Annotated in this window: 23 protein-coding genes and 1 pseudogene; 15 read left to right on the top strand and 9 right to left on the bottom strand. The window is 43.0% G+C overall.

Annotated elements, in window-relative coordinates; translation table 11 throughout:
- Positions 1 to 172 precede the first annotated feature (172 nt).
- Positions 173 to 1,110: pseudogene (locus NAF19_RS14150) on the bottom strand (GDP-L-fucose synthase family protein).
- A gap of 659 nt (positions 1,111 to 1,769) precedes the next feature.
- On the opposite strand from NAF19_RS14150, the gene NAF19_RS14145 reads away from it, so the two are divergent.
- Positions 1,770 to 2,990 carry a site-specific integrase gene (locus NAF19_RS14145; RefSeq protein WP_252790713.1) on the top strand — a complete coding sequence of 407 codons (1,221 nt, stop codon included), beginning with the start codon at positions 1,770 to 1,772 and terminating at the stop codon, positions 2,988 to 2,990.
- Positions 2,991 to 3,530: 540 nt separating this feature from the next.
- Here NAF19_RS14145 and NAF19_RS14140 read toward each other — a convergent pair.
- Positions 3,531 to 4,331 (bottom strand): HEPN domain-containing protein, encoded by an 801-nt coding sequence (locus NAF19_RS14140; protein ID WP_252790712.1) that lies wholly within the window; start codon positions 4,329 to 4,331, stop codon positions 3,531 to 3,533.
- A gap of 505 nt (positions 4,332 to 4,836) precedes the next feature.
- Between NAF19_RS14140 and NAF19_RS14135 the strand changes: the two genes are divergently transcribed.
- The 7 genes from NAF19_RS14135 (at position 4,837) to NAF19_RS30785 (ending at position 13,216) form a co-directional block, all read left to right on the top strand.
- The gene (locus NAF19_RS14135; protein WP_252790711.1) at positions 4,837 to 7,881 is read left to right on the top strand and encodes a SusC/RagA family TonB-linked outer membrane protein; all 3,045 of its coding nucleotides are present in this window, start codon (positions 4,837 to 4,839) and stop codon (positions 7,879 to 7,881) included.
- A gap of 22 nt (positions 7,882 to 7,903) precedes the next feature.
- Positions 7,904 to 9,340 (top strand): RagB/SusD family nutrient uptake outer membrane protein, encoded by a 1,437-nt coding sequence (locus NAF19_RS14130; RefSeq protein ID WP_252790710.1) that lies wholly within the window; start codon positions 7,904 to 7,906, stop codon positions 9,338 to 9,340.
- Between the two features lie 520 nt (positions 9,341 to 9,860).
- Entirely contained in the window at positions 9,861 to 10,940 is a 1,080-nt protein-coding gene (locus tag NAF19_RS14125) for an alpha/beta fold hydrolase (RefSeq protein ID WP_252790709.1), read from the top strand.
- 138 nt (positions 10,941 to 11,078) lie between these two features.
- Positions 11,079 to 11,867 carry an RteC domain-containing protein gene (locus NAF19_RS14120; protein ID WP_370362885.1) on the top strand — a complete coding sequence of 263 codons (789 nt, stop codon included), beginning with the start codon at positions 11,079 to 11,081 and terminating at the stop codon, positions 11,865 to 11,867.
- Between the two features lie 339 nt (positions 11,868 to 12,206).
- The gene (locus NAF19_RS30580) at positions 12,207 to 12,329 is read left to right on the top strand and encodes a hypothetical protein (RefSeq protein WP_256484296.1); all 123 of its coding nucleotides are present in this window, start codon (positions 12,207 to 12,209) and stop codon (positions 12,327 to 12,329) included.
- A gap of 42 nt (positions 12,330 to 12,371) precedes the next feature.
- The gene (locus tag NAF19_RS14115) at positions 12,372 to 12,740 is read left to right on the top strand and encodes a recombinase family protein (RefSeq protein WP_252790707.1); all 369 of its coding nucleotides are present in this window, start codon (positions 12,372 to 12,374) and stop codon (positions 12,738 to 12,740) included.
- Positions 12,741 to 12,850: 110 nt separating this feature from the next.
- Complete coding sequence (locus tag NAF19_RS30785; protein ID WP_370362883.1) at positions 12,851 to 13,216, top strand: recombinase family protein; 366 nt, start codon at positions 12,851 to 12,853, stop codon at positions 13,214 to 13,216.
- A gap of 341 nt (positions 13,217 to 13,557) precedes the next feature.
- Here NAF19_RS30785 and NAF19_RS14105 read toward each other — a convergent pair whose 3' ends face one another.
- Entirely contained in the window at positions 13,558 to 14,799 is a 1,242-nt protein-coding gene (locus NAF19_RS14105) for a sensor histidine kinase (RefSeq protein ID WP_440347863.1), read from the bottom strand.
- 483 nt (positions 14,800 to 15,282) lie between these two features.
- Here NAF19_RS14105 and NAF19_RS14100 point away from each other — a divergent pair, with 483 nt between their 5' ends.
- The 7 genes from NAF19_RS14100 (at position 15,283) to NAF19_RS14070 (ending at position 18,003) form a co-directional block, all read left to right on the top strand.
- Complete coding sequence (locus tag NAF19_RS14100) at positions 15,283 to 15,765, top strand: RNA polymerase sigma factor (RefSeq protein ID WP_252790705.1); 483 nt, start codon at positions 15,283 to 15,285, stop codon at positions 15,763 to 15,765.
- Positions 15,762 to 16,379 carry a hypothetical protein gene (locus NAF19_RS14095; RefSeq protein ID WP_252790704.1) on the top strand — a complete coding sequence of 206 codons (618 nt, stop codon included), beginning with the start codon at positions 15,762 to 15,764 and terminating at the stop codon, positions 16,377 to 16,379. Before NAF19_RS14100 ends, NAF19_RS14095 begins: the two co-directional genes overlap by 4 nt.
- Positions 16,380 to 16,436: 57 nt before the next feature.
- Entirely contained in the window at positions 16,437 to 16,694 is a 258-nt protein-coding gene (locus tag NAF19_RS14090; protein WP_252790703.1) for a hypothetical protein, read from the top strand.
- Between the two features lie 75 nt (positions 16,695 to 16,769).
- The gene (locus NAF19_RS14085; protein WP_252790702.1) at positions 16,770 to 17,108 is read left to right on the top strand and encodes a Crp/Fnr family transcriptional regulator; all 339 of its coding nucleotides are present in this window, start codon (positions 16,770 to 16,772) and stop codon (positions 17,106 to 17,108) included.
- A 3-nt stretch (positions 17,109 to 17,111) separates the two neighbouring features.
- Entirely contained in the window at positions 17,112 to 17,339 is a 228-nt protein-coding gene (locus NAF19_RS14080; RefSeq protein ID WP_252790701.1) for a cyclic nucleotide-binding domain-containing protein, read from the top strand.
- Positions 17,340 to 17,411: 72 nt separating this feature from the next.
- Positions 17,412 to 17,765 (top strand): YciI family protein, encoded by a 354-nt coding sequence (locus NAF19_RS14075; RefSeq protein ID WP_252790700.1) that lies wholly within the window; start codon positions 17,412 to 17,414, stop codon positions 17,763 to 17,765.
- Between the two features lie 10 nt (positions 17,766 to 17,775).
- Positions 17,776 to 18,003, top strand: coding sequence for a hypothetical protein (locus NAF19_RS14070; RefSeq protein ID WP_252790699.1), 228 nt, complete (start codon positions 17,776 to 17,778; stop codon positions 18,001 to 18,003).
- A gap of 3 nt (positions 18,004 to 18,006) precedes the next feature.
- On the opposite strand, the gene NAF19_RS14065 is transcribed toward NAF19_RS14070, so the two are convergent.
- The 6 genes from NAF19_RS14065 to NAF19_RS14040 form a co-directional block, all read right to left on the bottom strand.
- Positions 18,007 to 18,900, bottom strand: coding sequence for a hypothetical protein (locus NAF19_RS14065; RefSeq protein WP_252790698.1), 894 nt, complete (start codon positions 18,898 to 18,900; stop codon positions 18,007 to 18,009).
- Positions 18,901 to 18,965: 65 nt separating this feature from the next.
- Positions 18,966 to 21,329 carry a TonB-dependent receptor gene (locus tag NAF19_RS14060; protein ID WP_252790697.1) on the bottom strand — a complete coding sequence of 788 codons (2,364 nt, stop codon included), beginning with the start codon at positions 21,327 to 21,329 and terminating at the stop codon, positions 18,966 to 18,968.
- A 103-nt stretch (positions 21,330 to 21,432) separates the two neighbouring features.
- Positions 21,433 to 21,996 carry a YceI family protein gene (locus NAF19_RS14055; protein WP_252790696.1) on the bottom strand — a complete coding sequence of 188 codons (564 nt, stop codon included), beginning with the start codon at positions 21,994 to 21,996 and terminating at the stop codon, positions 21,433 to 21,435.
- A 2-nt stretch (positions 21,997 to 21,998) separates the two neighbouring features.
- Positions 21,999 to 22,484 (bottom strand): hypothetical protein, encoded by a 486-nt coding sequence (locus NAF19_RS14050; protein ID WP_252790695.1) that lies wholly within the window; start codon positions 22,482 to 22,484, stop codon positions 21,999 to 22,001.
- 4 nt (positions 22,485 to 22,488) lie between these two features.
- Entirely contained in the window at positions 22,489 to 23,004 is a 516-nt protein-coding gene (locus tag NAF19_RS14045; protein ID WP_252790694.1) for a hypothetical protein, read from the bottom strand.
- 98 nt (positions 23,005 to 23,102) lie between these two features.
- On the bottom strand, positions 23,103 to 24,227 hold the full coding sequence (locus tag NAF19_RS14040) for a helix-turn-helix domain-containing protein (RefSeq protein ID WP_252790693.1): 1,125 nt from the start codon (positions 24,225 to 24,227) through the stop codon (positions 23,103 to 23,105).
- Positions 24,228 to 24,283 lie beyond the last annotated feature (56 nt).

Raw genomic sequence — 24,283 nt, 5'->3', positions numbered from 1 at the left:
TAATATCTGCGATTATATAATCGGAAAATCCGTAATAACATCGCCATTCTAATTGTTTTCAAGACTTATTTATCTAATAAATCAAAATTCACTGAATGGCTCGTGTAAAAGACTTAAGTGATTGCTCACAGGTTACATACCACGTCGGTTTATCTTAACATTTTTTTTCTAATTAAATGTGTTCAACCTGTCGATGCAAATAATCATTATACGCCAGCCGTATTCCTTCGGTTAATTCTATCTTGTGCCGCCAGCCGCGTCTGTGTAATTTGGTAACATCCATTAATTTACGTGGGGTACCATCTGGTTTAGCGGTGTCAAAAAGAATTTCGCCGTTAAAACCAGTAATTTCTTTTACCAGAACTGCTAAATCTTTAATAGCAATATCGTTGCCTGTCCCAATGTTTATTAATCCCGGTTCGTTATATTCCTGCATCAAATAATAGCAGGCATCTGCCAAATCATCGGCAAACAGAAATTCCCGACGTGGAGTACCGGTCCCCCAGATTATTACTGATGGAGTATTTTGTTCTTTACCTTCGTAAAAGCGCCTAATTAAAGCCGGTAATACGTGAGAATTTTGGGGATGGTAATTATCGTTGTAACCGTATAGATTTGTCGGCATAACCGAAATAAAATTGCAGCCATACTGAGATCGATAGGCATCACACATTTTTATACCCGCAATCTTTGCAATAGCATAGGGTGCATTGGTCGACTCAAACGGACCAGTTAGTAAATATTCCTCTTTCAATGGTTGTGGCGGCATTTTAGGATATATACAGCTGGAGCCCAAAAACATTAGTTTTTTCACTCCGTTTAGGTAAGAGTTATGAATGACGTTGTTCTGTATTTGTAAGTTATCATACAAAAATTCCGCCCGATAGGTATTATTAGCTACAATTCCGCCGACTTTGGCTGCAGCCAAAAAACATAATCTGGTTTTTCTATTTCAAAAAAAGACGAAACAGCTTGACTATTGCGGAGATCGAGCCCGTCTGATGTACGGGTTAACAAATTGCTGAAACCTTCTTTTAATAGTTTGCTGTAAATAGCCGACCCAGCCATACCACGGTGGCCAGCGATATAAATTTTTGAGTTTTTGTTCAACTGGTAAATTTTAATAACCATTAAACTTTCTCATCTTGAATTAGTTTTAAGAGAATCAAAAAAATTTAAAGATCGCTGCACCTTCGGTGTTCAAAATACGTTAAGTGGAAATCGGTTTACCACCTATCAATCATTGCAACATACACGGAGCTATCACTACGGCACACGTCAATTACCTTTTAAAAAATCGATGCCATCGTATTGTAAGCTCTGCATTTCACAGGATCATTTATTCGGTAAAATCATTTTTGAATTTTAATTAATGTAATGCTTATTGCATAGTTTATGAACGATATTGTAAATTCTTTTGTCCCAATCAAACTAAAGTAATTACCTTTGACCATTGAGATTTGCAATTATTCATTTTAGAAAGTGGTGAGTATTTCGGTGAGTAAGAAATAAAGCCCACATATCACATTGAAATTCAGCTAGCTTTGAGGATTATACAAATCCCTCCCTCTCCGCCAAGTAGTTTACAAAAAGGATTAAAAACGCTTTAAATCAATGATTTAGAGCGTTTTTTATTTTCAGGCATATCAAATTCGACCATAATTTCTCAATCTGATCGAGACCTCTTGCGAGGCTTATCCGGTATCTCTAAATTAGGTCTCGCTGAACCGATAAAAGTTTATTGTTTAACCTTTTAACCGCTAAATGCGATGATCAGAACACTTTGTATCAATTTCACCCTGAAGAAAACCAAAATCCTGGCAAATGGAACAGCGCCAATTTATCTGCGAATTACGATCAATGGAGGACGAGTAGAATTCACCACCAAAAGGTACATTCTTCCGTCCCGATGGAATGCCCAAATGCAAAAAATGACCGGCACCACAGAAGAAGCCCGGATTTTTAACACTTATTTAAAAACCCTGGAACAGCAGATTTTTGAAACGCACCGGCAAATGATGGAATCCAAAATCAATATTAGTGCCGAGGCTGTCAAAAATCGTTTGTTGGGGAAATCTGAAGCAGTACAATCGAGAATGCTGGTCCCGATCTTCAAAGAGCATAACCGCCGCGTGGCCGCATTAATTGGAAAAGAATATGCGGCAGGCACATTGGAGCGGTATGTTACCAGCCTAAAACATACCGTTGAATTTCTTAAATGGCAGTACAAAGTATTGGATATCGATATCCGGGAAATTGACCATGAATTTATTACTTCTTACGAATTTTACTTTCGTTCAGAAAAGAATTGTTGTAACAATACCGCCATTAAATATTTGAAGAATTTCAAAAAGATCATCAGGATCTGTTTAAGTAATGGTTGGTTGGATAAAGACCCTTTTGCAGCCTTCAAGCCTAAACTAAATGAAGTTATTCCTGCTTATCTAACTAAAGAAGAGCTCGAATCAATTTCAGCAAAACAGTGCACGATGGAAAGGATTAACCAGGTCCGGGATATATTTCTGTTCAGTTGCTATACAGGGCTCGCTTATGCAGATGTCAAGAAGTTGAAACGGTCAGAAATATCGATAGGGATAGACGGCCAGCAATGGATATTTACTAATCGCAAAAAGACAGATGTTGCTTCACGGATTCCATTACTTCCCATTGCGATGTCTATAATTAACCGTTATGATGGCCACCCGCAATGTGAAAATGAAAGCCGGCTGCTTCCTGTTTTAAGCAATCAAAAAATGAATGCATACCTGAAAGAGATCGCTGATCTATGTGGAATAAGCAAACTGTTGACCTATCATACTGCAAGGCATACCTTCGCAACAACGGTAACGCTTTCCAACGGCGTGCCGATCGAAAGCGTCAGTAAAATGCTCGGGCATAAAAATATCAAAACTACGCAGCATTACGCGAAAATATTGGATAGCAAAGTGAGTAAGGATATGGAAGCATTGCGGCAGAAAATGTTGTTTTAACAAAACCTGGTATATCTCTTTGCAGGCTTATAATTAACGAATGCTTTATATACCAGCGCATAACAAGCCGCTTCAACAAAGTACGGGTGGTAGAAGATTCAGCATTAGAGAAAATATTGAAGGTATTCGGTAATAAGCTTCCAAACTTGAGCGAAATCTGGAATGATTATGTCAAACTAAGGAGATATAAACGCTGCAATTCCCCCGCCGACCTTGCCACACCATTGCAATACGTAAACAACCGCAGCAGCAAGCAGGAAAACTGTCAAGGACAGGGCTTATCTTTCCAAAAAATAAAAGCCCTGTATATATCCTTTACTGTTTTCCTGCGGTGATAATTTTGTGAAAGTGGTGCAATGGTTCTGCCATACCGAAAATCCAAAAGCAGGTGTGCGGCGAGGAAGGAGCTGCACTCCTGCACTAAACAGGCAGCGAAGCTGGCGGCGCAATGGAACCCGGCGCATAGCGCGAGGGGCAATACAGCCGCCTGCCGCAGCTGCCCTTCCAACGGGGTGTTTATTTTAGATGCTATTTTAAAATTTAAGGCGTAGCAATCAGTTTTAAATAGAACACTTCAATCTTTTTCACCAAAAGCTGAACTTTCAGCAATAAGAGTTTTGCAGGCTGTTCATCCAGCCAAAAGTCGCTTTTATACCTCGCCTCCGAATAAGCGGACTGCAGCAAATTAAAAAGCTTTGCCTCTTCTGTTTTCTCCAGCTCCAAAACATCCATTATCTCATCTGTGAACAATAGCGTAAACCGCAACATCCGCATAAGGTTATGTGATGAAGTCCTGTATCCTGACAATACCCGCACAATCCCGATCAAACAACTTTCCGCTGCCTGGTGCAGCATAAAGGCAGCAATTCCATAATGCTCATCTTCCATAAACCGCTTAGCGCCCTTTAAAAATTGCAAACCCTGTTTCCCCCAACGGTTCCAGTCTTTTCCCGCCGTTTCCATCCATATATCCTTTCCAATCGCCCGATGTTCCGGCGACGTAAACCCTTCCGAGGTATATACTTCTGTACCGTTATACAAAGCATTGTTCCAAAAATGGTCCCCGGCTACGATCTCCTGGCTGGCCCATGCCGCGCTATGTACTAGCGCGAATACAGCAACCAGTTGCTTACAAATATCCTCGATCTTATTCGTTGCCTCATGTTCCGGCGTCTTATCTGAATCATCGATAACTACCAGCAGGTAATATGTATAAGGTTTAGGGTGCATCCCAATCAAAACTATCTTACGAACCGACGGTACCGCCTTTAGAATTATCGCCGTTACTTCATCAAGCCCTAATTCTCCGGCTCCCGTTAATCCTGAACATAGCGCACGCATTGTTTTGAAGAAATCCAGCTTTATTAATGGTTCTGGTTCTTTGGCCTCAACGGGAAGCGCTGACCTAAAAAAGATTTTTCATACAGAAAGGAGAATGGTCGCGCCGGAAGAGGCGGTTGCAGGACACCCGGGTATAGATTTCAAAAAGATTAACTAATTAAAAAAGACCTCAGCTATTGATAGCGAAATTTATGGTGCCGACATTGAGAATACGTTAATTCAGCGTTCCGCTTAAACCCGGCGTTTTTTTTATAATATATTTTACTTATAGTTTAAACTAACTAACGCAGTGGTTATTCATTTCTTGACAATTTATTGACATTGAATTAACTTTTGATAATTTGTATTTAATGTATTGATAATCAATAGATAAATTTTGGATTTCCCAACTCAAATTGTAATATTCTTAATACAATGCTAGAGTCAGTTTAATTTCACCTTTTTATAACAGTACGATAATATTCTTTTTTTATACTTTTAGTACGTAATTAAACTAAATAAATTTATGAAAAAACTTGTACTTGCATTTTTGTGCTTTAGTATGTTGTGTGTAACACAGATATTTGCACAAAGCCATTTAGTAACCGGTGTGGTTACAGGCAAAGACGATGGAAAGCCTATCCCCGGGGCAACCGTGCGGGTGAAAGGACAAACCACCGGTTCACAAACAGACGTTAACGGTAAGTTTTCATTAACGGTGCCGGATAATGCCAACTTATCTTTCTCTTTTTTAGGGTATTTAACACAAGATGTTAGCGTAGCCAGTAAATCATCACTGACGGTTGTGCTGGTGCCCGCCAATCGCGAGCTTGATGAAGTGGTGGTTACGGGTTACCAAACCAAAACCCGGGCAAATAATACTGCAGCGATCTCAACCATATCGCCCAAAGAAATCGCCGACAAACCCATCCCCGGTATTGATAACCTGCTGCAAGGCAAGGCAGCCGGTGTGCAGATCACTACTGAAAATGGCCGCCCGGGCGCAAATGCATTTATCCGGATCCGTGGCACGGGCTCAGTTAATGCCAGCCAGCAGCCGCTCTTAGTGGTTGACGGGGTGCAGATCCCGGATGCAGCCGCCCCTGAGTTTTACAACACCCTTAATGCCAATGATGTTGCCAACATCTCCGTTTTAAAGGATGCGTCAGCTTCTTCCTTATATGGCGCACGTGGCTCAAACGGCGTGGTGGTAATTACCACCAAGAACGGATCAGAATCTTCAAACCATATTTCTTATACCTTCCAATATGGTACCAACCGCAAAATTCCTGACAACTTTCAGATGATGAGCGCTGCACAAAAACTGCAGTATGAGTATGACCTTGGCTACACCAACGGCGATTTGGCCAATTATTTATCAGCCAATAACCTGCCAACTGACGTTACCCAGATTACTGACGCGCAGCGACAAACAGCATTTAATGCGCTGATTGCACAATCACATAACTGGCAGGATGATATTTTGCGCAGCGGTAAAATTAAGCAGCACCAGCTGGTGATCAGCGGGCACGAGAACAAGACCAACTATTACGCATCGTTTCAGAAATATGATGAAGATGGTATTGTTGTTGGATCAAACCTGAACAAATACAATGGCAAGCTTAACCTGAGCACAGAAGTTAAGCCTTATTTAACGTTGAGCAATAACCTGAGCCTGGGCGAAAGGTCAACAAACGAAACCAGGGACAGGTATAATGCACAGAACCCGTTTTATGCCATTTATGCTTATAATCCTTACGAAAAGGTTTACAACGCAGATGGCTCTTATAACTTAACCAGCCAGGGATTTCCTATTTTGGAGGCTTTAAAGAATAACCCCGAAAATCAGAAGTATTTAAACGGTTACAATACCACTACCGTTGATTTTCATCCTATCAAGGGGCTGAGCATCTCGAGCCAGATTGGTTTAACGCTTAATGATTATACCCGCGAGTATTTTATCAAACCCGGATCGATCCTGGATAACTATGTTGGCGACCCTGCGGCTCCAGGCGATAAAACGGATAATGGATCGCGTGATTTTAATTACGACTGGATCAATAAGGCCATTTATAGATTTGATGTCAACAGCGACCACCATTTCACCGTGTTGGGTGTTCAGGAATTTCAGAAGGATGTATTTACATCATACACCCTGGAAAGCAAAGGCTTCCCAAGCCCTGACCTGCCTACTCAGGATAACGCTTCGGCAAATTCAGGTAAAAACAGTACTTCTTATTCTGCATACACCATCGCCTCGTTGTTAGGTGAAATAGATTACAACTACAAAGGCAAATATTTTGTTACCGGAAGCATCCGTAATGACGGGTCATCGCGATTTGGGGCCAACAACCGTTATGGCGCCTTTGGCGCAGGCAGCATCGGCTGGCTGATCACTTCCGAAGATTTTGCTAAAAATATTACGTGGTTAAATGTATTAAAACTGCGTGCCTCAATAGGTAACACTGGTAATTTTAGCGGGATCAGCAATTACCAGGCTTTGGGATTATACGGCTTTGGGAACTATGGCGGTAAATCAACTGCAATACCTACCCAAATCCCTAACCCTAACTTAACCTGGGAAAAGAAGCTGAAACGCGATGTCGGTATAGATTTTGAACTATTTAACAGCCGAATTACAGGTTCATTTGAATATTATAACGAAACTACCAGCGGTTTACTGTTCCAGCTACCGGTATCACAAACCACCGGGTTTTCAGCAGTGTACAAAAACGTAGGTGGTTTATATAATAAAGGTATTGACCTTTCGCTAAACGGCGACATTGTTAGAAACAAGGATGTTAAATGGAGTGTTTACGGAAACATCAACTATAACAAAAACAAGGTAACCTCTTTATATAGCGGCGCAAATGAAATTGCTAGCAACGGCGTTGGCGTTGTTAAACCGGGCGAGGCTATTTACACTTATAAGGTAGTAAGGTATGCCGGGGTTAATTCACAAACCGGCGCTGCGCAGTTTTTAGATAAAAACGGTAACATTACAGAAACCTATAATTTTGATAATGCGGTGGTGGAATCGGGCAAAAGCCCTAACCCTAAATTCTACGGTGGCTTCGGTACCAGCGTATCCTATAAAGGATTTGAACTTACCGCCGACTTCACTTATTCTTATGGCGGATATACCTATAATAATGTGTACCAGAATTTAGATGCATGGGGGTCAAACTATTACCAGGCGCAATCAACCCTGGCGTTAAACTATTGGAAAAAACCGGGGGATGTTAATGTACTGCCAAAACCTGATGCCGCCGGTGCAGACCAAACCTACGTAACCGATCAATACCTGCAAAAGGATGATTATATAAGGTTTAGAACATTGCAGCTGGCTTATACCCTTCCTAAAGCTATTACACAGAAATTTAAAGTGTACTCTTTAAGGGTGTTTTTACAGGGCCAGAACCTGCTGACCATTAACCCGCACCATTTTTTCGGCGATCCGGAAGTTGGGATAGGAAGTGTTGAATCGGGCTTATTGATTCCCGGTCAGAACACTTTATACAGCTACCCAAGTACCCGCCAGTTTACATTTGGTGCCAACATAACCTTTTAATTGAACGCTAAAGGATAAAAAAATGAAGAGAACATATATATATGCATCGCTAATGTTGTTATCATTAGCCGGATGTAAAAAGGAATTGATACAAAACCCTACTAATGCTATCCCGGCGGGTAATGCATTTGTAACCCCTGCTAACTTTACCAATGCCATACTGGGCACCTATTCAGCGCTTAAGGGCGGCAATTATTACGGCGGTCAGGATGGCGGCTCAATGGCCACTACGCCTGATGTACTGTCAGACAACCTGATCATTTGCTCGCAGGGCCGTAAGTCTGAGCAGGTATTTTTTAATTTTACTTTTAACTCAAACAGTGTTTGGAACATGTGGCCCGACGCTTATACCACCGTGTTGCGGGCAAACTATATCCTAACCAACCTGGGCCACCTCTCGGCGGGTACTTTTAAGGATAACGTTCAGGGTGAGGCGCTGGCCTTAAGGGCGCTGTCGCACTTTGACCTGTTGCGCCTGTATGCCAAGTCGTACGCATCAGCGGGTGCGCAGGATCCGGGGGTGCCTTATGTAACCTCAACCGACCCAACGCTGCTGCCATCAAGAACGCCCGATAAGGCTGCTTATGATATGGTAGTTGCAGACCTGTTGCAGGCGCAGCCTTTAATAGCTGCTGACAATGGAGAGGGACGTTTAAACAAGGCGGCTGTAGAAGGATTACTTTCGAGGGTTTATTTATACCGCGGCGAGTGGCAAAAAAGTGCAGATGCGGCAACCGCCTGTATTAATGAAGCCGGCGCCAACGGGCACGTGCTTGCAAACACCGATAACTTTGGATCGATATGGCTTGACGGCGATGACCCGGCTACATCCGAAGTTTTGTTCAGGGTAAAAATTATTGATGCGGACGGAATTCCGATCGGGGTTGGCTATGAGCAATCAAGCCCGCAGGGCGTTAAGCCGGAGTACGTGGTTGACAATGCGTTTTATAACCTTTTTGCTGCCAATGATGTGCGTAAAGCAGCTTATACCGGCACCACGGTTTTTAACTCCGAAAACTTTGTTTACATAAAAAAATACTTCGGCAGGGCAACTGGTGCAGCAAATACGGTAGATTTTAAAGCATTAAGGCTGGGCGAGGTGTATTTGAACCGGGCCGAAGCATACTATAACCTGTCGCAGCCGGCAAATGCGCTGGCCGATTTGAATACGCTGAGAGCAGGCCGTTACACTGGTTTTGCTGCCGGTGCCGAAACGGGCGCTAATCTTTACAATGCTATTTTATTGCAGAGGCGGTTAGAGCTGGCGTTTGAAGGATCAAGGTTCTTTGACTTAAAAAGGCTCAACGCAGCCATCCAGCGGTCAGATTTTGGCGACCAGGCAGGAGGCGCAGGTCCGCAGGCCCCTGTTAAACTCATTCCGGCAGGCAGTAACCTGTTTCAAATGCCTATTCCGCAGTACGAAATCAACGCCAATCGAAATATTACTCAAAATCCATAAGTACCTTAGTTAATAGTTCATGTTAATACTTATGTTGATAGGTCCTGCCAGCAAATGCTGCAGGGCCTTTTTTCTTTATGCCGCCCGGTCAGGGTATTCAATCAAGTGTTGAAAGCCGATCAGGCTGCTGAATGGAAAAAGCTAAAAAGGACATCGAACCCGTCGGATTAGCGAGCCACTCGAACTTAAATTACAGATTAAAAGGCGTTTACAAAGTGTATAAAAAAAGCTAACTTTTGATAACCTTTCCCCTCTGGTAGCCCTTAGGTGAATAGCCCCCCTACATTAAGCCACCTTTAATTTACCCAGAATCCTTAAGTCTTCTAACAAGAGGTTCGAATTCCGTCCAGTCTGGGGACTATCCAAAAATGGAAAGTTAATCCAGCCCATAGTCAGTGTTTTCACCGCACTATTCAAATATAAAAAAAGGGCTCAAATCTTGCGGGGCGACTTCGGTTTAATTGAATATATTTCTTAAGTTCACGATAATTTATTGCCAAAAAAATCTCCTTAAAAATAAATGAAGAAGTTATTCCTATTACTTTTTATATCCCATAGGGTATTCGCGCAAGGCAATCATACTGACGGGGCAGTCAAGCATGAGTATGTTATAAATAATTTTAAAACTGAAAGTGGTGTTGTATTACCACAGGTGCATATTATTTATGGCACTTACGGCCATCTGAATGCCAAGTATGATAACGTTGTCTTACTGCCCTCGCATTATATGGCCGACTATCACGGTTATGAGTGGCTGATAGGGCCGGGCAAGGCGTTGGATACCAGTAAACTTTTCCTGGTCGCAAGCGAGCTTTTTGGGAACGGGCGATCTTCATCGCCCAGTAATACGCCCGAACCTTACCATGGCCCGCGTTTCCCGGTAATGACCATACGCGATAATGTGGAAGCGGTGCACCGGCTTTTAACAGAAGAATTTAAAATAACCCATTTACGCGCGCTCATCGGTTTTTCGATGGGGGCACAGCAGGCATTCCAATGGGCTGTGAGTTACCCGCAGTTTTGCGATCATATTGTGGCCACCTCGGGTACTGCTAAGACTTATGGGCATGGCGTGGTACGCCTGGAGGGCCAGATTGCAGCTTTAACAGCAGATGACGCATTCCAGAATGGCGATTATAAAACGGAACCTCAAAAAAGGATAGAGGCCTTTGCAGTGGTATGGACAGGATGGCTCTATTCGCAGGAATGGTGGAGAAAAGAACTGTGGCGCGATCCGGCAAAGCCAAACCTGACCCTCGAACAGGTGCTGAATGATTACAGGAAAAACTTTATCCCCGGTGCCGATGCGAACGACCTGATCTTACAAATGCGCACCTGGGAGCACCATGACGTGGGCGCGACACCGGGTTTTAACGGCGACGTGACCAAAGCGCTGGCCTCTATTAAAACGCCTATCTTGTACATGCCCTCGGCAACTGACCTTTATTTCCCGGTAGGCGATGCGCAATTTGAGGCCGCTTATATACCCGGTGTTGTGTTGTTGCCAATTCCCTCTCTCTGGGGGCATACCGCCGGTGCGGGCAGCAGCCCTGCGGATGAGAAATTTTTAAATGATTGCATTAGCAAATTTCTGAAATGAAATAGATATGGCTATTAACTTCAAGATAAAAGTTCCAAATCTTCCGACTTGAGAATTTTTATTTTCTGGTAGCCTGAATAGGACTAAAATCGAACCAATTTGAAGAAAACTTAGGATCTACATGGGCATTCCGGAGCTATTAATCACCTCATTCCGAAAAATACAAACAGGCGTATTCAAAAGGCGGTCGGCCAGCTTAAAGACTTTATCATTGAAAATCAATTTGCAGACCAGGAAAAGGAAATATACTTTTTTAAGTATGAAAAGCCCCGGTTTACTGCAGCGCATTTTTTCGCAATGGAAATGTTTACCATAGAGACTGCCCGGCCAATCAACGACACAATCTCATTAAAAGCTTTTTATGAACAGGAAATAAGATACATCAAACGTTTTCATGATACCAATAAGTTCTTATATGCTTATTATGAGTTTGATATGAAAGAGCTAGATCATTTGCTATTTGTAAGGGGTGCGAAGCCTGCGAATATTCCTGTGCCTGATATAATTGGTTTGGATCCTTTATTTACCACATGCTGCGATAACTTTTGGGGTGAATTTATGGCTTTCGAGCGGCTGGAGGGCTGGCTTCATGAAGAAATTAAATGCTTAGATAATCAAACATATACCAGTGGAGGAATAGGGCTTTCTTTTAAGGAAGGGTTTGCCGCAGACCTTAAATGGACAGGTGACAGTATTAACCTGGTAGAGTTAGCTTACGGAATTTGGCTAACCGGACAACTGAATGATGGGAATGCCGGGATTGCCGAAATTGTCAATTGGTTCGAAGTGCATTTTAAAACGAAGCTTGGACGGCCCTACCGCAGGTGGCAGTCGATAGCTAAACGGAAACGAGTTGCTGTGACAAAATATACGGATGAAATTAAAAAAGCGATATTAAGAAGGCTTGATGAGGAGAATGGGAGATGATTTGATCTTTTCATTTGTAAATTCGCCGTGTTATAAGTTACGGGAGCCGATTTCAAAAGTTCGCTATCAGCCAAGTATTTTCATAATATATTGGTGCATTTATCACACATCCGTTGAGTATTTGTATTTCTTCGTTGTCTATAGCAGTAAACAAAGTCCAATACTTTTAACAGTCTTCATCGGGGTTATCCGGTTGTTGCTTTTTTTCGTCAGGTCGAGTACAATAACAGGTCTCTATTGTAGTGCTAACGGTTGTTTTTATAAATTTAAGGGTACGACCCTCCTGCAAGTCTCTTGAATTAAATTCATCTCACCATCATTGTAGTTTTCACCTACAATATGAATACTCCTTTCAATAAAATCACACCCCAGCAGGCAGTTAAAATAGTAAAGAAAAATGGCATTGAAATAGATGAAAATGATTTCAAAAAAATTCTTGGAAATAATGTGTTTTTTAGCTAAATTGATTGTAAATCAAAACTTTAGTAATAAAAAACAACCCTTATGAAGGGTCTCGGATACAGCAGGTTTGGTACCCAAATCCAATCGGCTTTGGATCAGGATTATAACCCTCAGAAAACCGCAATTGAAGCCTACTGCCTCGAAAACGGCATTGAATTATTGTGCACCTTTAAAGACTTCGGAAGCAGCTTAGTTACTCAACAGGAAGGTTGTACTGAATTGATAACCTTTATTTCAGCCAGGAACAACGACATTAAGTTTTTAATTGTGTCGTCCATTCACCGGATAATTCGGAATATTGAACAGGTAAAGGCGCTCGTCTCATTCCTTGAAACTAATTATAATATTTCTTTAGTAATCCGTGATAGTCATTTGTGTGTTGATAAATTGCTAGGGGAGGTCGCTTTATGAAAATAGCAAATTTATATGTTAGAGTTAGTACCGACGAACAAGCCGACAAAGGATATTACCAGTGAAACCAGGAAGATGTACTGAGAAAATATTGCGAAAGCAACCGGATTGTGATCCGAAAGGTTATTTATGAAGATTATTCAGCAAAAACTTTTAAGCGCCCCGAATGGACAAAATTTATTTTGCATTTGCGTCGCTACCGGAATAAGAGTGAACTTGTGTTATTTACCAAATGGGATAGGTTCAGCCGCAATGCGCCGGATGCTTATCAAGTGATTACCACGTTAAAAAGTCTTGGGGTAGAACCACAAGCCATAGAGCAACCACTTGATATGTCTGTTCCGGAAAATAAGATGATGCTTGCTATTTATATTACTGCTCCGGAAATCGAAAACGACAGGCGGGCATTGAATGTGTTTTTATGGTATGCGTCATACAAAGAAAGAAGGGCGCTAAATGGCTATGGCACCTCTTAGTTATATCAACCGGACACTCTTGAATGGAAAAAAACAAATTGTATTGCGAGGGCCGCAAGCCAGTATTTTAAAATGTTTTTTTGAATCCATCAGCGAGGGAACCTATTCCACCGAATAAATTTGGAATGCCGCCACGGGGAAAGGGTTGACCTGTAGTAAGAACAATTTTGGACAGCCATTCGAAATCCCGCCTGTTGCGGTAAAATCGTTAGTCGTTAAGGTGATCCGGCAGTTTGGTATTCAGTTGATGAAAGAAGATGGCATTGATTATGACAGGCTTCACCAGCGATAAGGATATACAGGTCGTCTAAAAAATTGATCACATGTATCGATAATTCCCGTCACAAGATAAACCAGGCTGTAACCCCACTTAAAGGATTGTTCCGGATTCCTATTTCACCATGGTGGTTTTTAATAATCTGTGACGAAATATATAAGCCCAGTCCAATCCCGGCATAGTTTTGCGAGGTGTTTTCCGCCCTGAAAAAACGGTCAAAAACATGGTTGATTTTACCTTCCGGAATGCCGATCCCCTGGTCGGATACACTGAGCCTGATTCGGCCGTCTGTTAATTGCTCAAAATCAATCTCAACCTTGCTGTTTTCCGGAGAATATTTAAAAGCGTTCGTTAAAAAATTGCATAAAACCTGGTCAATGCGGTCATAATCAGCAAAAAGTGTCAGTGAATTGTCGCCCGTTATAACAACCTGATGTTTACCGTCCACCGAGCTGCATTGGTCAACGCATTCTACAACCATTTCCATCAAATTGAATTCCTTTCTTTTTACTTGAAGTTTTCCGGCCTGTATCTGCGCAACATCTAATAATTCATTGATAAGGCTGGTTAATTTGTTCACTTGTTTGGATGAGCGCATGACGAAAGGCTCAATGACCGCCAAACTTTCATCTTGAGAAACTATTTTCGCCAGCACTTGGAGTGATGCTTTGACTGTCGTAATCGGCGTTTTTAGCTCATGGCTGGCTATGCTCATAAATTCATCTTTTTTAGCCATCAATTCTTCGGTCGCTTGTTTAGATATCTGCTGGAGACGTAGTTCTTCCTCGGCTTTTTTTCGTTCAACGATCTCTGCTTCCAACTCATCCAGTGTGCGTAACCGATAGATAAGCGGCAATAGTTTATACAGGGCGAATACGGTGAACAGGGAAACGACACCGGTTACAAACCGTATCAAAGCACTCAGCCGGTAAGCAGGCCACCAGAAAATTATGGCGTCAAGCAGATGGGTGGTGCCGCACAACAGGATAAATGCAATGAACAGCCACAGAATCTTTGGAAAAGGAATATCCTTACGTTTACTGATGATAAGGAAAAGCAAAACAGGGATGGCAAAATATGCGAGCCAGATAGCAATGTCCGAAATAATGTATAACCAACCGTGGAACTGTGTCCAGTTGCCGCAATGCCACCTTGGGGGCCAGTCGGCCGTTTCAAATAATCGGGCAAAAAATCCTTTAACCTGGCCCCATAACCCCTCACCGGCGGTTTGGCCGGGAATACTTTTCGATCCGCAAAGGGGCCCGCACCTGGCGGGCACTTGTACCGGCAAATTCTTATTGTTCATCTCTAAAATATAAACCCAATATACAATTTGTCAAAAACTTCACGGCTAATAATGAATAGCCGGAACAACCGTAGCCTTACATTTAAACTATGAAATGCATATAAATATATATCATTTAATCCTGCGAATCCATAAGTGATTCGGGAGTAAATTGTAAAAGCAAGTAAGTTTTCCTGATAAAACTCCCGTCTAACAATTATTTACCTGTAAAGTTTTGTTATATTTTTGCTCTCGATGAACCAACGACTTTGAATTAATGGGCATAAGGTTCCTTCTGATGTCCGGTTTGTCCGGAACTATATATATTTTATCGACGGTGTAATTTTAATCGCGGTAATTACACTAATTGTGGACGAAAGTGTATAAGGATTTCGACTATTTGCGGAAAACTACCTGTTTGGCTGCGGGAACCAACAGGTTTTCCGCGACAAGGTTGCTTACGGTGCACAACCGGGTTGTAATTCGTACTTTAAAGCTGTGAGCGTGAGTGAAAAAGAGTTCTTACAACAAATCAGACAAAACCAGGGTATTATCTACAAACTGGTAGGCATCTATGCGCAGGACGCTGAAGAAAAAAAGGATCTTTATCAGGAAATTCTGCTTAACACCTGGAAAAGCTGGCCAACCTATAGGGGAGACGCCAAATTCAGTACCTGGCTTTACCGCATCTGCCTTAATACCATATTTGTTCACAAAAGAAAAGTCAGGCGTCTTGATTACCGGGAATCTTTAATTGAGTATGCATCGTTGCCGGATGGTGACGTACTCCTAAATGATGATGTTATCCGTTTGCGGCAGGCCATCCGAACATTAAGGGAGACCGACCGCGCTATAATTTCTATGCACCTGGATGGTTATGAAAATGGGGAGATTGGCGAAATTATCGGCATCAGTAATAACCTGGTAGCAGTAAAACTATTTCGCTGTAAAGAACAGCTGGCTAAACTATTAAAATTACATTTATGAGCACAGCAAATAAAAATTGGGAACAGCTGGAAGACTTCGTCGATCAAGATCTTTCAATCCTGATCGACAATGCCGTTATTCCTAAAATGCGATCACAAAATCCGCTAATAAAGATCAGGCGAAACCTGCTGATTAATTTGATATTGGGGGTATTAATCTGCTGTTTCTACCTCATCCTGCTGTTTGATCTTACCTACTGGGAGGTCCGCGGCTGCCTGGCATTGGTCATGCTGTTTTCTTTATGGGCATTAATTACTGCTTTCATCCGATATCAAAATTTAAATATCGCCGTGCTTGCCGATCGGTCGTTACTGGCGGAATTGAAAAGTCAACGGGAAAAAATAATCAACTGGATGAAATCACAGGCCAGGGTCGCCCTGTTCGTGTATCCGGTGAGTGCGGCCGGGGGCTTTATGCTGGGAGGGGCGATCGGTTCGGGGAAGCCTGTTGCAGGCTTTATGAGTAAGCCGCTGATCTGGCTGATTTTCGTGGTGGTTGTGGCCATCCTGGTTCCGTTATGCCACCATCTGACCAAATGGATGTACCGCCAAAGTTTTGGTAAACACCTCGATGACCTTCAGCGCTTTATTAGCGAACTGGAAAATGAAAAATAATATTGCCCTGTAATTTTTAGCGGCCAGATGATACTAATAGGTCAAAAACTTTTAAAAATGGAAACAACAAATCAAATCAGCACCCGCACTATTCAAATTAACCGTCCGTGTTATATCGCTTTTACCGCGGCAGGGATTATTTTTTTCATCTTGCATGACTTTTCGCAAGCTTCTGTTTTTTTCGGGCTTGGGCTTGTATTTGACCCGTTTGACCTGAAGCAGCCCTTTCCTCAGCGGCCTTTTTACCAGCGGGCATTGCTTGTCGTACAGCTCATTCTTGTGATGACTTTATTAATCCTGAGCATTATAAAATAACGCTATTATCATGTCGAGGCATAGTCCCCGGCTTTTTTTAAATTTAATCGGTTATATTAGAGTTGTCTAACAGAAATGATCGATAAACTAAGACAGCATATTATTAAAAGGTTGAGTAGTGATATTCCCAACCTTGAAGAAGTTTTAGGCTTTTTTGAAGAACAGCATTTTAAACGGGGTAGCCTTCTCTTAGAAAAGGGCCGAAAATGTGACCGGGGGTATTACATTGCGAGCGGTTGTTTACAGGTTTTTGTTTACGACGCGGACCTGAATGAAACAACCAGGGATATCGTAACGCAGGACAACTGGTGCACGGAACTAATTGCTTTTGGAAGCGGCCAGCCTGCAACCGAAAATATCAAAGCAGTTGAGCCCTGCATTTTGCTGTCGATAGACCGTAGCGGTTTTCAGTAACTGATGTCAACCATACCGCAGTTTAATAAAGTTTACAAACAAATACTGGAAGCGTCTTGTGCCAATTCAGTATACCGTATAAATACCTTTGTGTCGCTTACGGCGCTCGAACGTATTAAATGGCTCATGGATTACCGTCCCGGCCTGATGAGCCGGCTGTCAAGTAAATTGATTGCTTCCTACCTGGGGATCTCACAGGAAACGTTCAGCCGCTTAAGATCCCGAATTTAAAACGTTGACATTTGTCAACATCCCTCGGCTCGCCAATGATGAAATTTGTAATTCACCAATAAAAAATTCATCATGAAAGAGTACTTATTATTATTCAGAAACAGTACGGGCGACCAGGGTTATTTAACCACAACCGAAGAAATGGCCGGCGACATGCCGCTTTGGCAAAACTGGATCGGCCAGGTTGCTATGCAAGGCAAGCTCGTTTCTACAGCCCCGGTAGAATTTATGGGCGTGCATGTGTCCAAAGAAAGCCTGACGGAGGGGGCGCATAGAGAGGCAAAAAACGTTATGGTTACCGGCTACCTCATCTGCAAAGCTAACGACCTAAAAGAAGTTGAGGAACTGAGCAAATCGTGCCCCATATTAAAGTATCCGAACAGTAGTGTCGAGACCAGGCCATTAATTCCTTTTCCAACACATTAATTGGTACGTTATGGAAATCATTTTAAAATCAGGGAAATGGCTGTTTGTCTATTCCTTTTCATACTATGTTTTTCTGCACCTTTTCCTGGCTGACGTAGGAGTGAAAAAATATGTACCGGGCTATTTTCCGTTTCCGTATTTCATCAATTACCTCACCGGTATTTGCCTGTTGCTGTTCATCATCAGCTGCACGATCGGCAAACTTGACCAGCTCGCAGCATTGCTTCTGGCGATTTAACTGCTATTGGTCATCGTGCTTATTCATCTGCCGAAAGCCTGCGACCCGGTTGAATTGCTTAATGTATTCCACATCAAAAACCACGTTTTTTTGCCCGCCGTCCGGGGTTATAGCCAGGTAGAACCGGCCGCTCCTAACGTCTCCCTCTTTAAAATAATAATCCATCGTGAACCATTTGCCGATCGGAACTTTCACGGGATGGTCGTTCGCGTTCCAGACTTCCTTTTGGCCGGCGTCCTCGGCGTTTAAAATAAAAACAAGGTCGCCTTTCGCTGCGGTAGGTTTGCCAATGCCAAGTGTAACCCGGAAGCCGTACTTTTCATTTGCCACCCACCATTCATTATTCCAGACCTCCGAAATGGTGAGCCAGCTGATCTTACCGGGGTACTTCCGCAAAGCATTAAACGTAGCCGGTATAAATACCAGCTCGGACTGGTAGAACTCCCGGTAGCCTTTTTTTATCCCATAGATATCTGCCTGGATCCGGGCTTTCACCTGCCGTTCAGAAGCCTCCCATGAATCTTTTAATATAAAAGCAAGTACGTGATTATCGGGGTTTCCAGGTTCGGCGATAATACTCGCGGTTCGCCTGGTGCTATCGCCGCCCGTATATTCGAGCATAAAAGTGCCCGCATCCGGGTTATTATCCATATCCTTTAGCCAATCATTTTTTCCGGTCAGTTTAGTGTCAGCGCCGATAATGTCATCTACAGAATAGTGAGCGTTTACGTTTTCAAGCGCGTGATTAACATCCCGGATAACCCGGGATGTGCCTTCAAAACCGGTCTGGAAAACGAGTAAAGGCTTGTTGCTTTTTGAACTATCCGTACGCTGTGCCCAACCAGGCAAGGCCGTACAAGCGATACAGACCGACAACAAATAAGGAAGCATTTTCATAAGCCTACAAATAAGCTATCAAGATACGTTAAAATAACCGCGAAAGGTTGTGCATACAGTTTATGTTAAAACTCGAAAATGAGGCCGATGGTTGGCTGGATATTTCCGCCTTTCTGATCCAGGAATTTAGTTTGTACGCGGCTGGGATCTCCGGGCAGGTCCATTACTTTTCCATTGGCATCTCTGACAGGAACAATCACCGGCCGCTGGTTATAGGTATAGCCCGTTACATTCTGCATGTCGAAATAAAAATTGAAGGCATAATGTTTAAAATAGTACTTTTTATCGATGCGCATATCCAACTGGTAAAAAATGCCGGGAAGCTGGCTGTTCAACAAATTGTACGCCGGAATTCCCTGTGGATAGACATTGAAGTTTGATTTAAGAGATGACAAAGACTGGTCGTAAGGCGTATAGGGGCTTCCCCCGGTTAGCCTGAATTTTGCCCCGATCTCCCAATTTCGTTTCAGCAGCTTGCCGCCGGTTAAACTTAAAATATAACGGTTATTCCAGGATGACTGTACGTACGTGCCGTTTTTGTTCTGGAACTCGCTTTTGTACAATGTCAGCGCAATGATGCCGTAGAAACCTTTATTCAATCTTTGTTGCGCAAAAAGCTCGACACCGTAACTGCGGCCATGGCTTTCGCCGACGACCGGATCATTGCCTACCACTCCAAAATCGGCCCCCAGATTGGCCAGTGATACTGAATCGTTGAGCACTTTGACAATAGGAAAGTGCGAATAATATTTATAGAAGCCTTCTATGGTAAAGCGAGTGTTGGGCAGGTTATATTCCATGCCCAGAACCAGCTGCTTGTTTTGGATATATTTAACATTGGTGTTCGTCAGCACGTTTAAACTATCGCGATATCCCAGCACAGTATAAGCAGGTAACTGGTAGTAGATACCGGTATTAAAATTGAGGCTCAGCCGGTCGGTCAGGTTGAGCGCCGCTGAAAACCTCGGTGAGATCGTTTGCGATAAACTGCTGCCACCTGAAGAAAAAGTATTGGCATCGGCACGCAGACCGAAGGACAAAGTCAGAAAATTATCAAAGTACGGCCGGCTGACCTGTCCGAAAATATTGTATTTAAAAAAATTGATAGTCGAATTATAGACATGGTTCCCATACGGCAATACGTTAAAAGTTTGCGTGCTGTAATGCGCAGTCTCCTCCCCGGTGCCATAATTGATACGGTATTGCCCTTCCTGGCTGGTGTTTTCGAAGCGGAATTTATTTTCTGCTTCTATGGAATTATAATCGAGGATCGGCCCCAATGTCTCCTGATTATCTTTGAACTTTGTGGCGCTGTTGTCCAGGTAACTGCGGCTGGCGACCCATAGCGAATAACCTCTGGGTTTAAAGTGTTTGTAGGTAGCGCCGAGCGTATAGCTGTTTTGCGTATTTACCGGGATGGTGGCCAGGGTATATTGATTTTGTTCCGTATTTTCTGCCGACAGATTTAATTTGAACCGGTCTACCGCGCCCAGGCCTATAAGCGTCAGTTCGTCTTTGTTAACGAACTTTGTTTTAAGTTTGAACTGGAAATCCTGGTAAGAGGGCAAAAACGGTAGTTTAAGCAGTTTGAACAGCCCCTGTAGGTATGAATAACGATAAGATGCCAGGTAAGTGGTCCGGGTTCCCAGGGGGCCTTCCACGGTAGCGCTCAGGTCGCTGGAGCCAAGCGAGAGCGTTGCGCCCAGGCGGTCGGAGCGGCCATTTTTTTGGTTGAACTCAAAGACAGAGCTAAGTGTATTACCGCGGTCGGCAGGAAATGCGCCTGAATAAAAATTGACTTCCTTTATAAAATCCACATTGATCATCCCAACTGGCCCCCCTGAAGATCCCTGTGTGGCAAAGTGATTGATGTTGGGTATTTCCACCCCGTCCAGGTAAAACCGGTTCTCATTGGGCGCACCGCCCCGGATGATAATGTCATTCCGGAAGCTCACCGGCGAAGAAACACCTGGCAGGGATTGGATCACTTTGGAGATATCGCGGTTACCACCAGGATTTCTTTTGATTTCGGAAACGCCGATGCTCCGCAGCGATAAAGGGCTCTCCAGCGTCCTGTTTAAACGTTGACTGGCGACGATTTTAACTTCTGTTAAATTGTTCGGCTCTTCTTCAAGCGCCAGGTCTACGATCGTAGGTTTTACAGTGCCGACCTGTATATCATTAACTGCCCTGGTTCTATAGCCTATTTTAGAAAATGACAAATTGTAATTTCCAGGTAGTAAGGTTAGCGTGTAATTCCCAAGGGAATCGGACACCGTACCTGTGCTTGTGCCGGTAACTGCTACACTAACGCCATCCACCCCCCGATTGGAAAGCCCGCTGGTAATCGTTCCTTTAATTTGGGCCTGCTGCCCACGGGAAACCAAAGGGAGCATGAAAAGTACGAGTACGAAAATGCGGTATGCCATAAAAAGGTTTTGCCTGTTTTTTTGTAAAGATTAGCATTTTCCTTAAAAATTCTATTTTTAAATTAACCGTGCACCAGCCTCAGGCTTGTTCATTTTTACAAGTTTAGTTCGGGTGACAGGCCAAGCTGATATCAAGGTCAAATTCATTTTTGATTGCATAGTTTCCAAGGTCCTGAAAATAAGACTTTGAGTTATATTTGATATTGAATTTGGTGCGGTTAACTTTTAGGGTAGCTTTTAACACCATACCTTCATTTGTTTTGGTAATCATTACAGGTACCGCCACTTTTTGCGATATGCCTTTGATGGTCAGGATGCCACTGGCGATATTATTTTTCATAGACGATAGCGCGAATGTAGCCTCTGAATAAACTGCTACATCAAAAAAATCCTTGCCCTTCAGATGCTTCTCCATCTCCTGGTTGCCGGTACTTATGGTCGGCATATCGATAATGATCTTTCCCGAAATGAGCTGTTCGCTATTGAAGAAAATGGACCCCATTTTCAGTTTGACGGTACCTGTTGGAGCATAGCCGCCCGCTTCTGCGTAACCGGTCCACTTGATTTGGCTTTTATCAATATCAGCAGCATAACCAATTGGGGAAACCGACCGGAATGAAACCGTTAACAGGAAAAAGGGTAAGATTAGAACTTTTAGAGTTTTCATGATCAGTTATTTTTGAGATTTAATTCATTACGGGTAAACCAGCTTGAACTACCGGTATAGCAGACTTCTTTTTTACGGGAATAGCTGGTCTTGCCGATAAGATAAGTAAAACGATAGGCCGCATTCCTGTTATTATCTTTCCCGTTCTTGGTGGTTACGAAACGAAGGGTGCCATCGCTTAGCAAAGTCCTTTCTTTGACCAGCTCGTCATCAATATATTTGCCGTCTTTGCTGATTACCGTTTCATCAGTACTATTATGCGATGCTTCTTTCGGATAAGTAGTATAAAAGTTATAAATACCCGCTCCTTTAATGGAGTGAGCGACTGTTAGCTCCGTTTCAATTACCTCTGGTTTATTGGTCGTATAGTCCAGATAGGTTAACGTTCCGGTCCATTTCTTTCCGGTCATGCTATCAAAGTCATCAGGGTTTAACATAGCGTTTTGAAAAAAAGCAAAGGCCGTCAGTAATATTAGTTTGGTTTTCATATAATTATTGATTGGTTTTTAATGTACCTTCTGTTTCTACCACGGCAAAGCCCTTGTAGATTTTACCGTTTTTGTCTTTCGCCAGGACGAACCAAAGGGCATCACCGGCATATATTGCATCACCGTAACGGTAATTTTTAAGAAATGTATAAGTGCGGCCGGGTTTTAGGATACCGTCAGGGCAATTAAAATACCTGGCAAAATCCTGACGGTTGAGATCAATATTTGGCGTCCAACCCTTATCTTTCCACCAGATAAAGCTGCCTGCGGCAATCACGTCCAGGGTACCGGCTTCAGTGCTGACGCGGGTTGAATGCTTCCAGATGTATTTACCGGGATAGCCTGCCGTATCTGTGTTTAACTCAGGCCAAACCGGCGTGGGGGTGTGAAAGATCATGATACCGGTAGGAATATTTCTAAGCCGGTCCGGCAGAAGCCTGGTATGATCAGTCCAGGTTTCTTGTGCAAATAACCTGGTGGCGTTGCTTAGCAGAAAAAAAAATAAAAGTTTACGTTGCATGTGTTGTCTTGATTTGGATGACAGCACAAAGATGAATGGCTTAAAACAAAGTAAGGTGCCGGATCACGTTTTGGCACGTCCCATACCTTGATTTGGCACTAATCAGTTATAAATTCAGAGGGCGCATGTCCCGTGAAACTTTTAAAAATGCGATTAAAGGTTGTTTTAGAATTAAAACCGGATTCCATTGCTAACCCCATTATAGTCAATTTGGCAAGGTCTCCAGACTTTAACCGGCGCTTGACCTCTTCGACGCGGTAGGAGTTTACATAATCATTGAATGATTTTCCGAAACCTACATTGATATGCCGGGAAACGATCTTACTGTTAAGTTTCAGTGCTGCTGACAGTTCAAGCAGGGTAAGGGTGGGATTAAGGTAAAGCCGGTCCTGTTCCATCGACCGGGAGATCCGCTCCAGAATAGCGGGGTCGGTCTCATAAACCACCGTGGATTCGGGCTCGTAACTGACCTCCGAAAGGCTGGCTTGCTGCAAACCGGCCACACCTAAGACCAACGCAATTACACCCAATATCTCCACGGAATAATCATAGTTGAAATAAACGCCATAGACATCGCGCAAAATGATCTCCACAAACCATTGAAGACATAACAGTAGTAATATGCCTAAAATCACTTTGAGCCAATTTAGCCTGATCCTGGAAAGATCCGAGAAATTATTAGCGACCCATACCTGGTAATGACGCAGCAGGCGAAAGGACAAAACCAAGTATATCGTCATGGAAATCCAGGTGCCGTCAAATTCAATACGATAAGTATATTGACGATGCACATTTTCCCAGTACCAGGACTTAACGGGGTAGGAGCAAAAAGTTAGAAAAAAATATAATCCCGCCTGCAATGCGACAGGTATAAAATGTAGTAGATCAGCCCGTTTAAACCGGAAATTTTGTTGAATTAACGACTTTAGATAAAACCAGATCAGCGGGCCAAAACCAAATGAATAAAAAATAGGTAGAAAATACAGATTTGGCCGCTGCCGGTAAATCAGCCCGATCCGCATAAAATCATCCGAAAGCCACAGCGCTATGGCCGTTATTAATACCGTCAAAATCCGTCCTGAGCGGCGGTTAGTGGGGGCAAACCATAATAACCCCGCAGCAAATAAAGACTGCGAAATAACGACCGCCAGCAAAATGACAATAATATTCAATGAGAGCTGCACCGTGCTAAGGTAATTACCAGCAATCAACGATGCAAGCAAAAATTAATTCATGGAAATTAACCTGACATTGTTATTGCGGTCTGCAATTGAATATG

It is taken from the genome of Mucilaginibacter flavidus, from assembly GCF_024055575.1.
Lineage (GTDB): Bacteria > Bacteroidota > Bacteroidia > Sphingobacteriales > Sphingobacteriaceae > Mucilaginibacter > Mucilaginibacter flavidus.
Note: the sequence above shows the minus strand (reverse complement) of the source record. Positions and strands in the feature narration are given on the sequence as shown.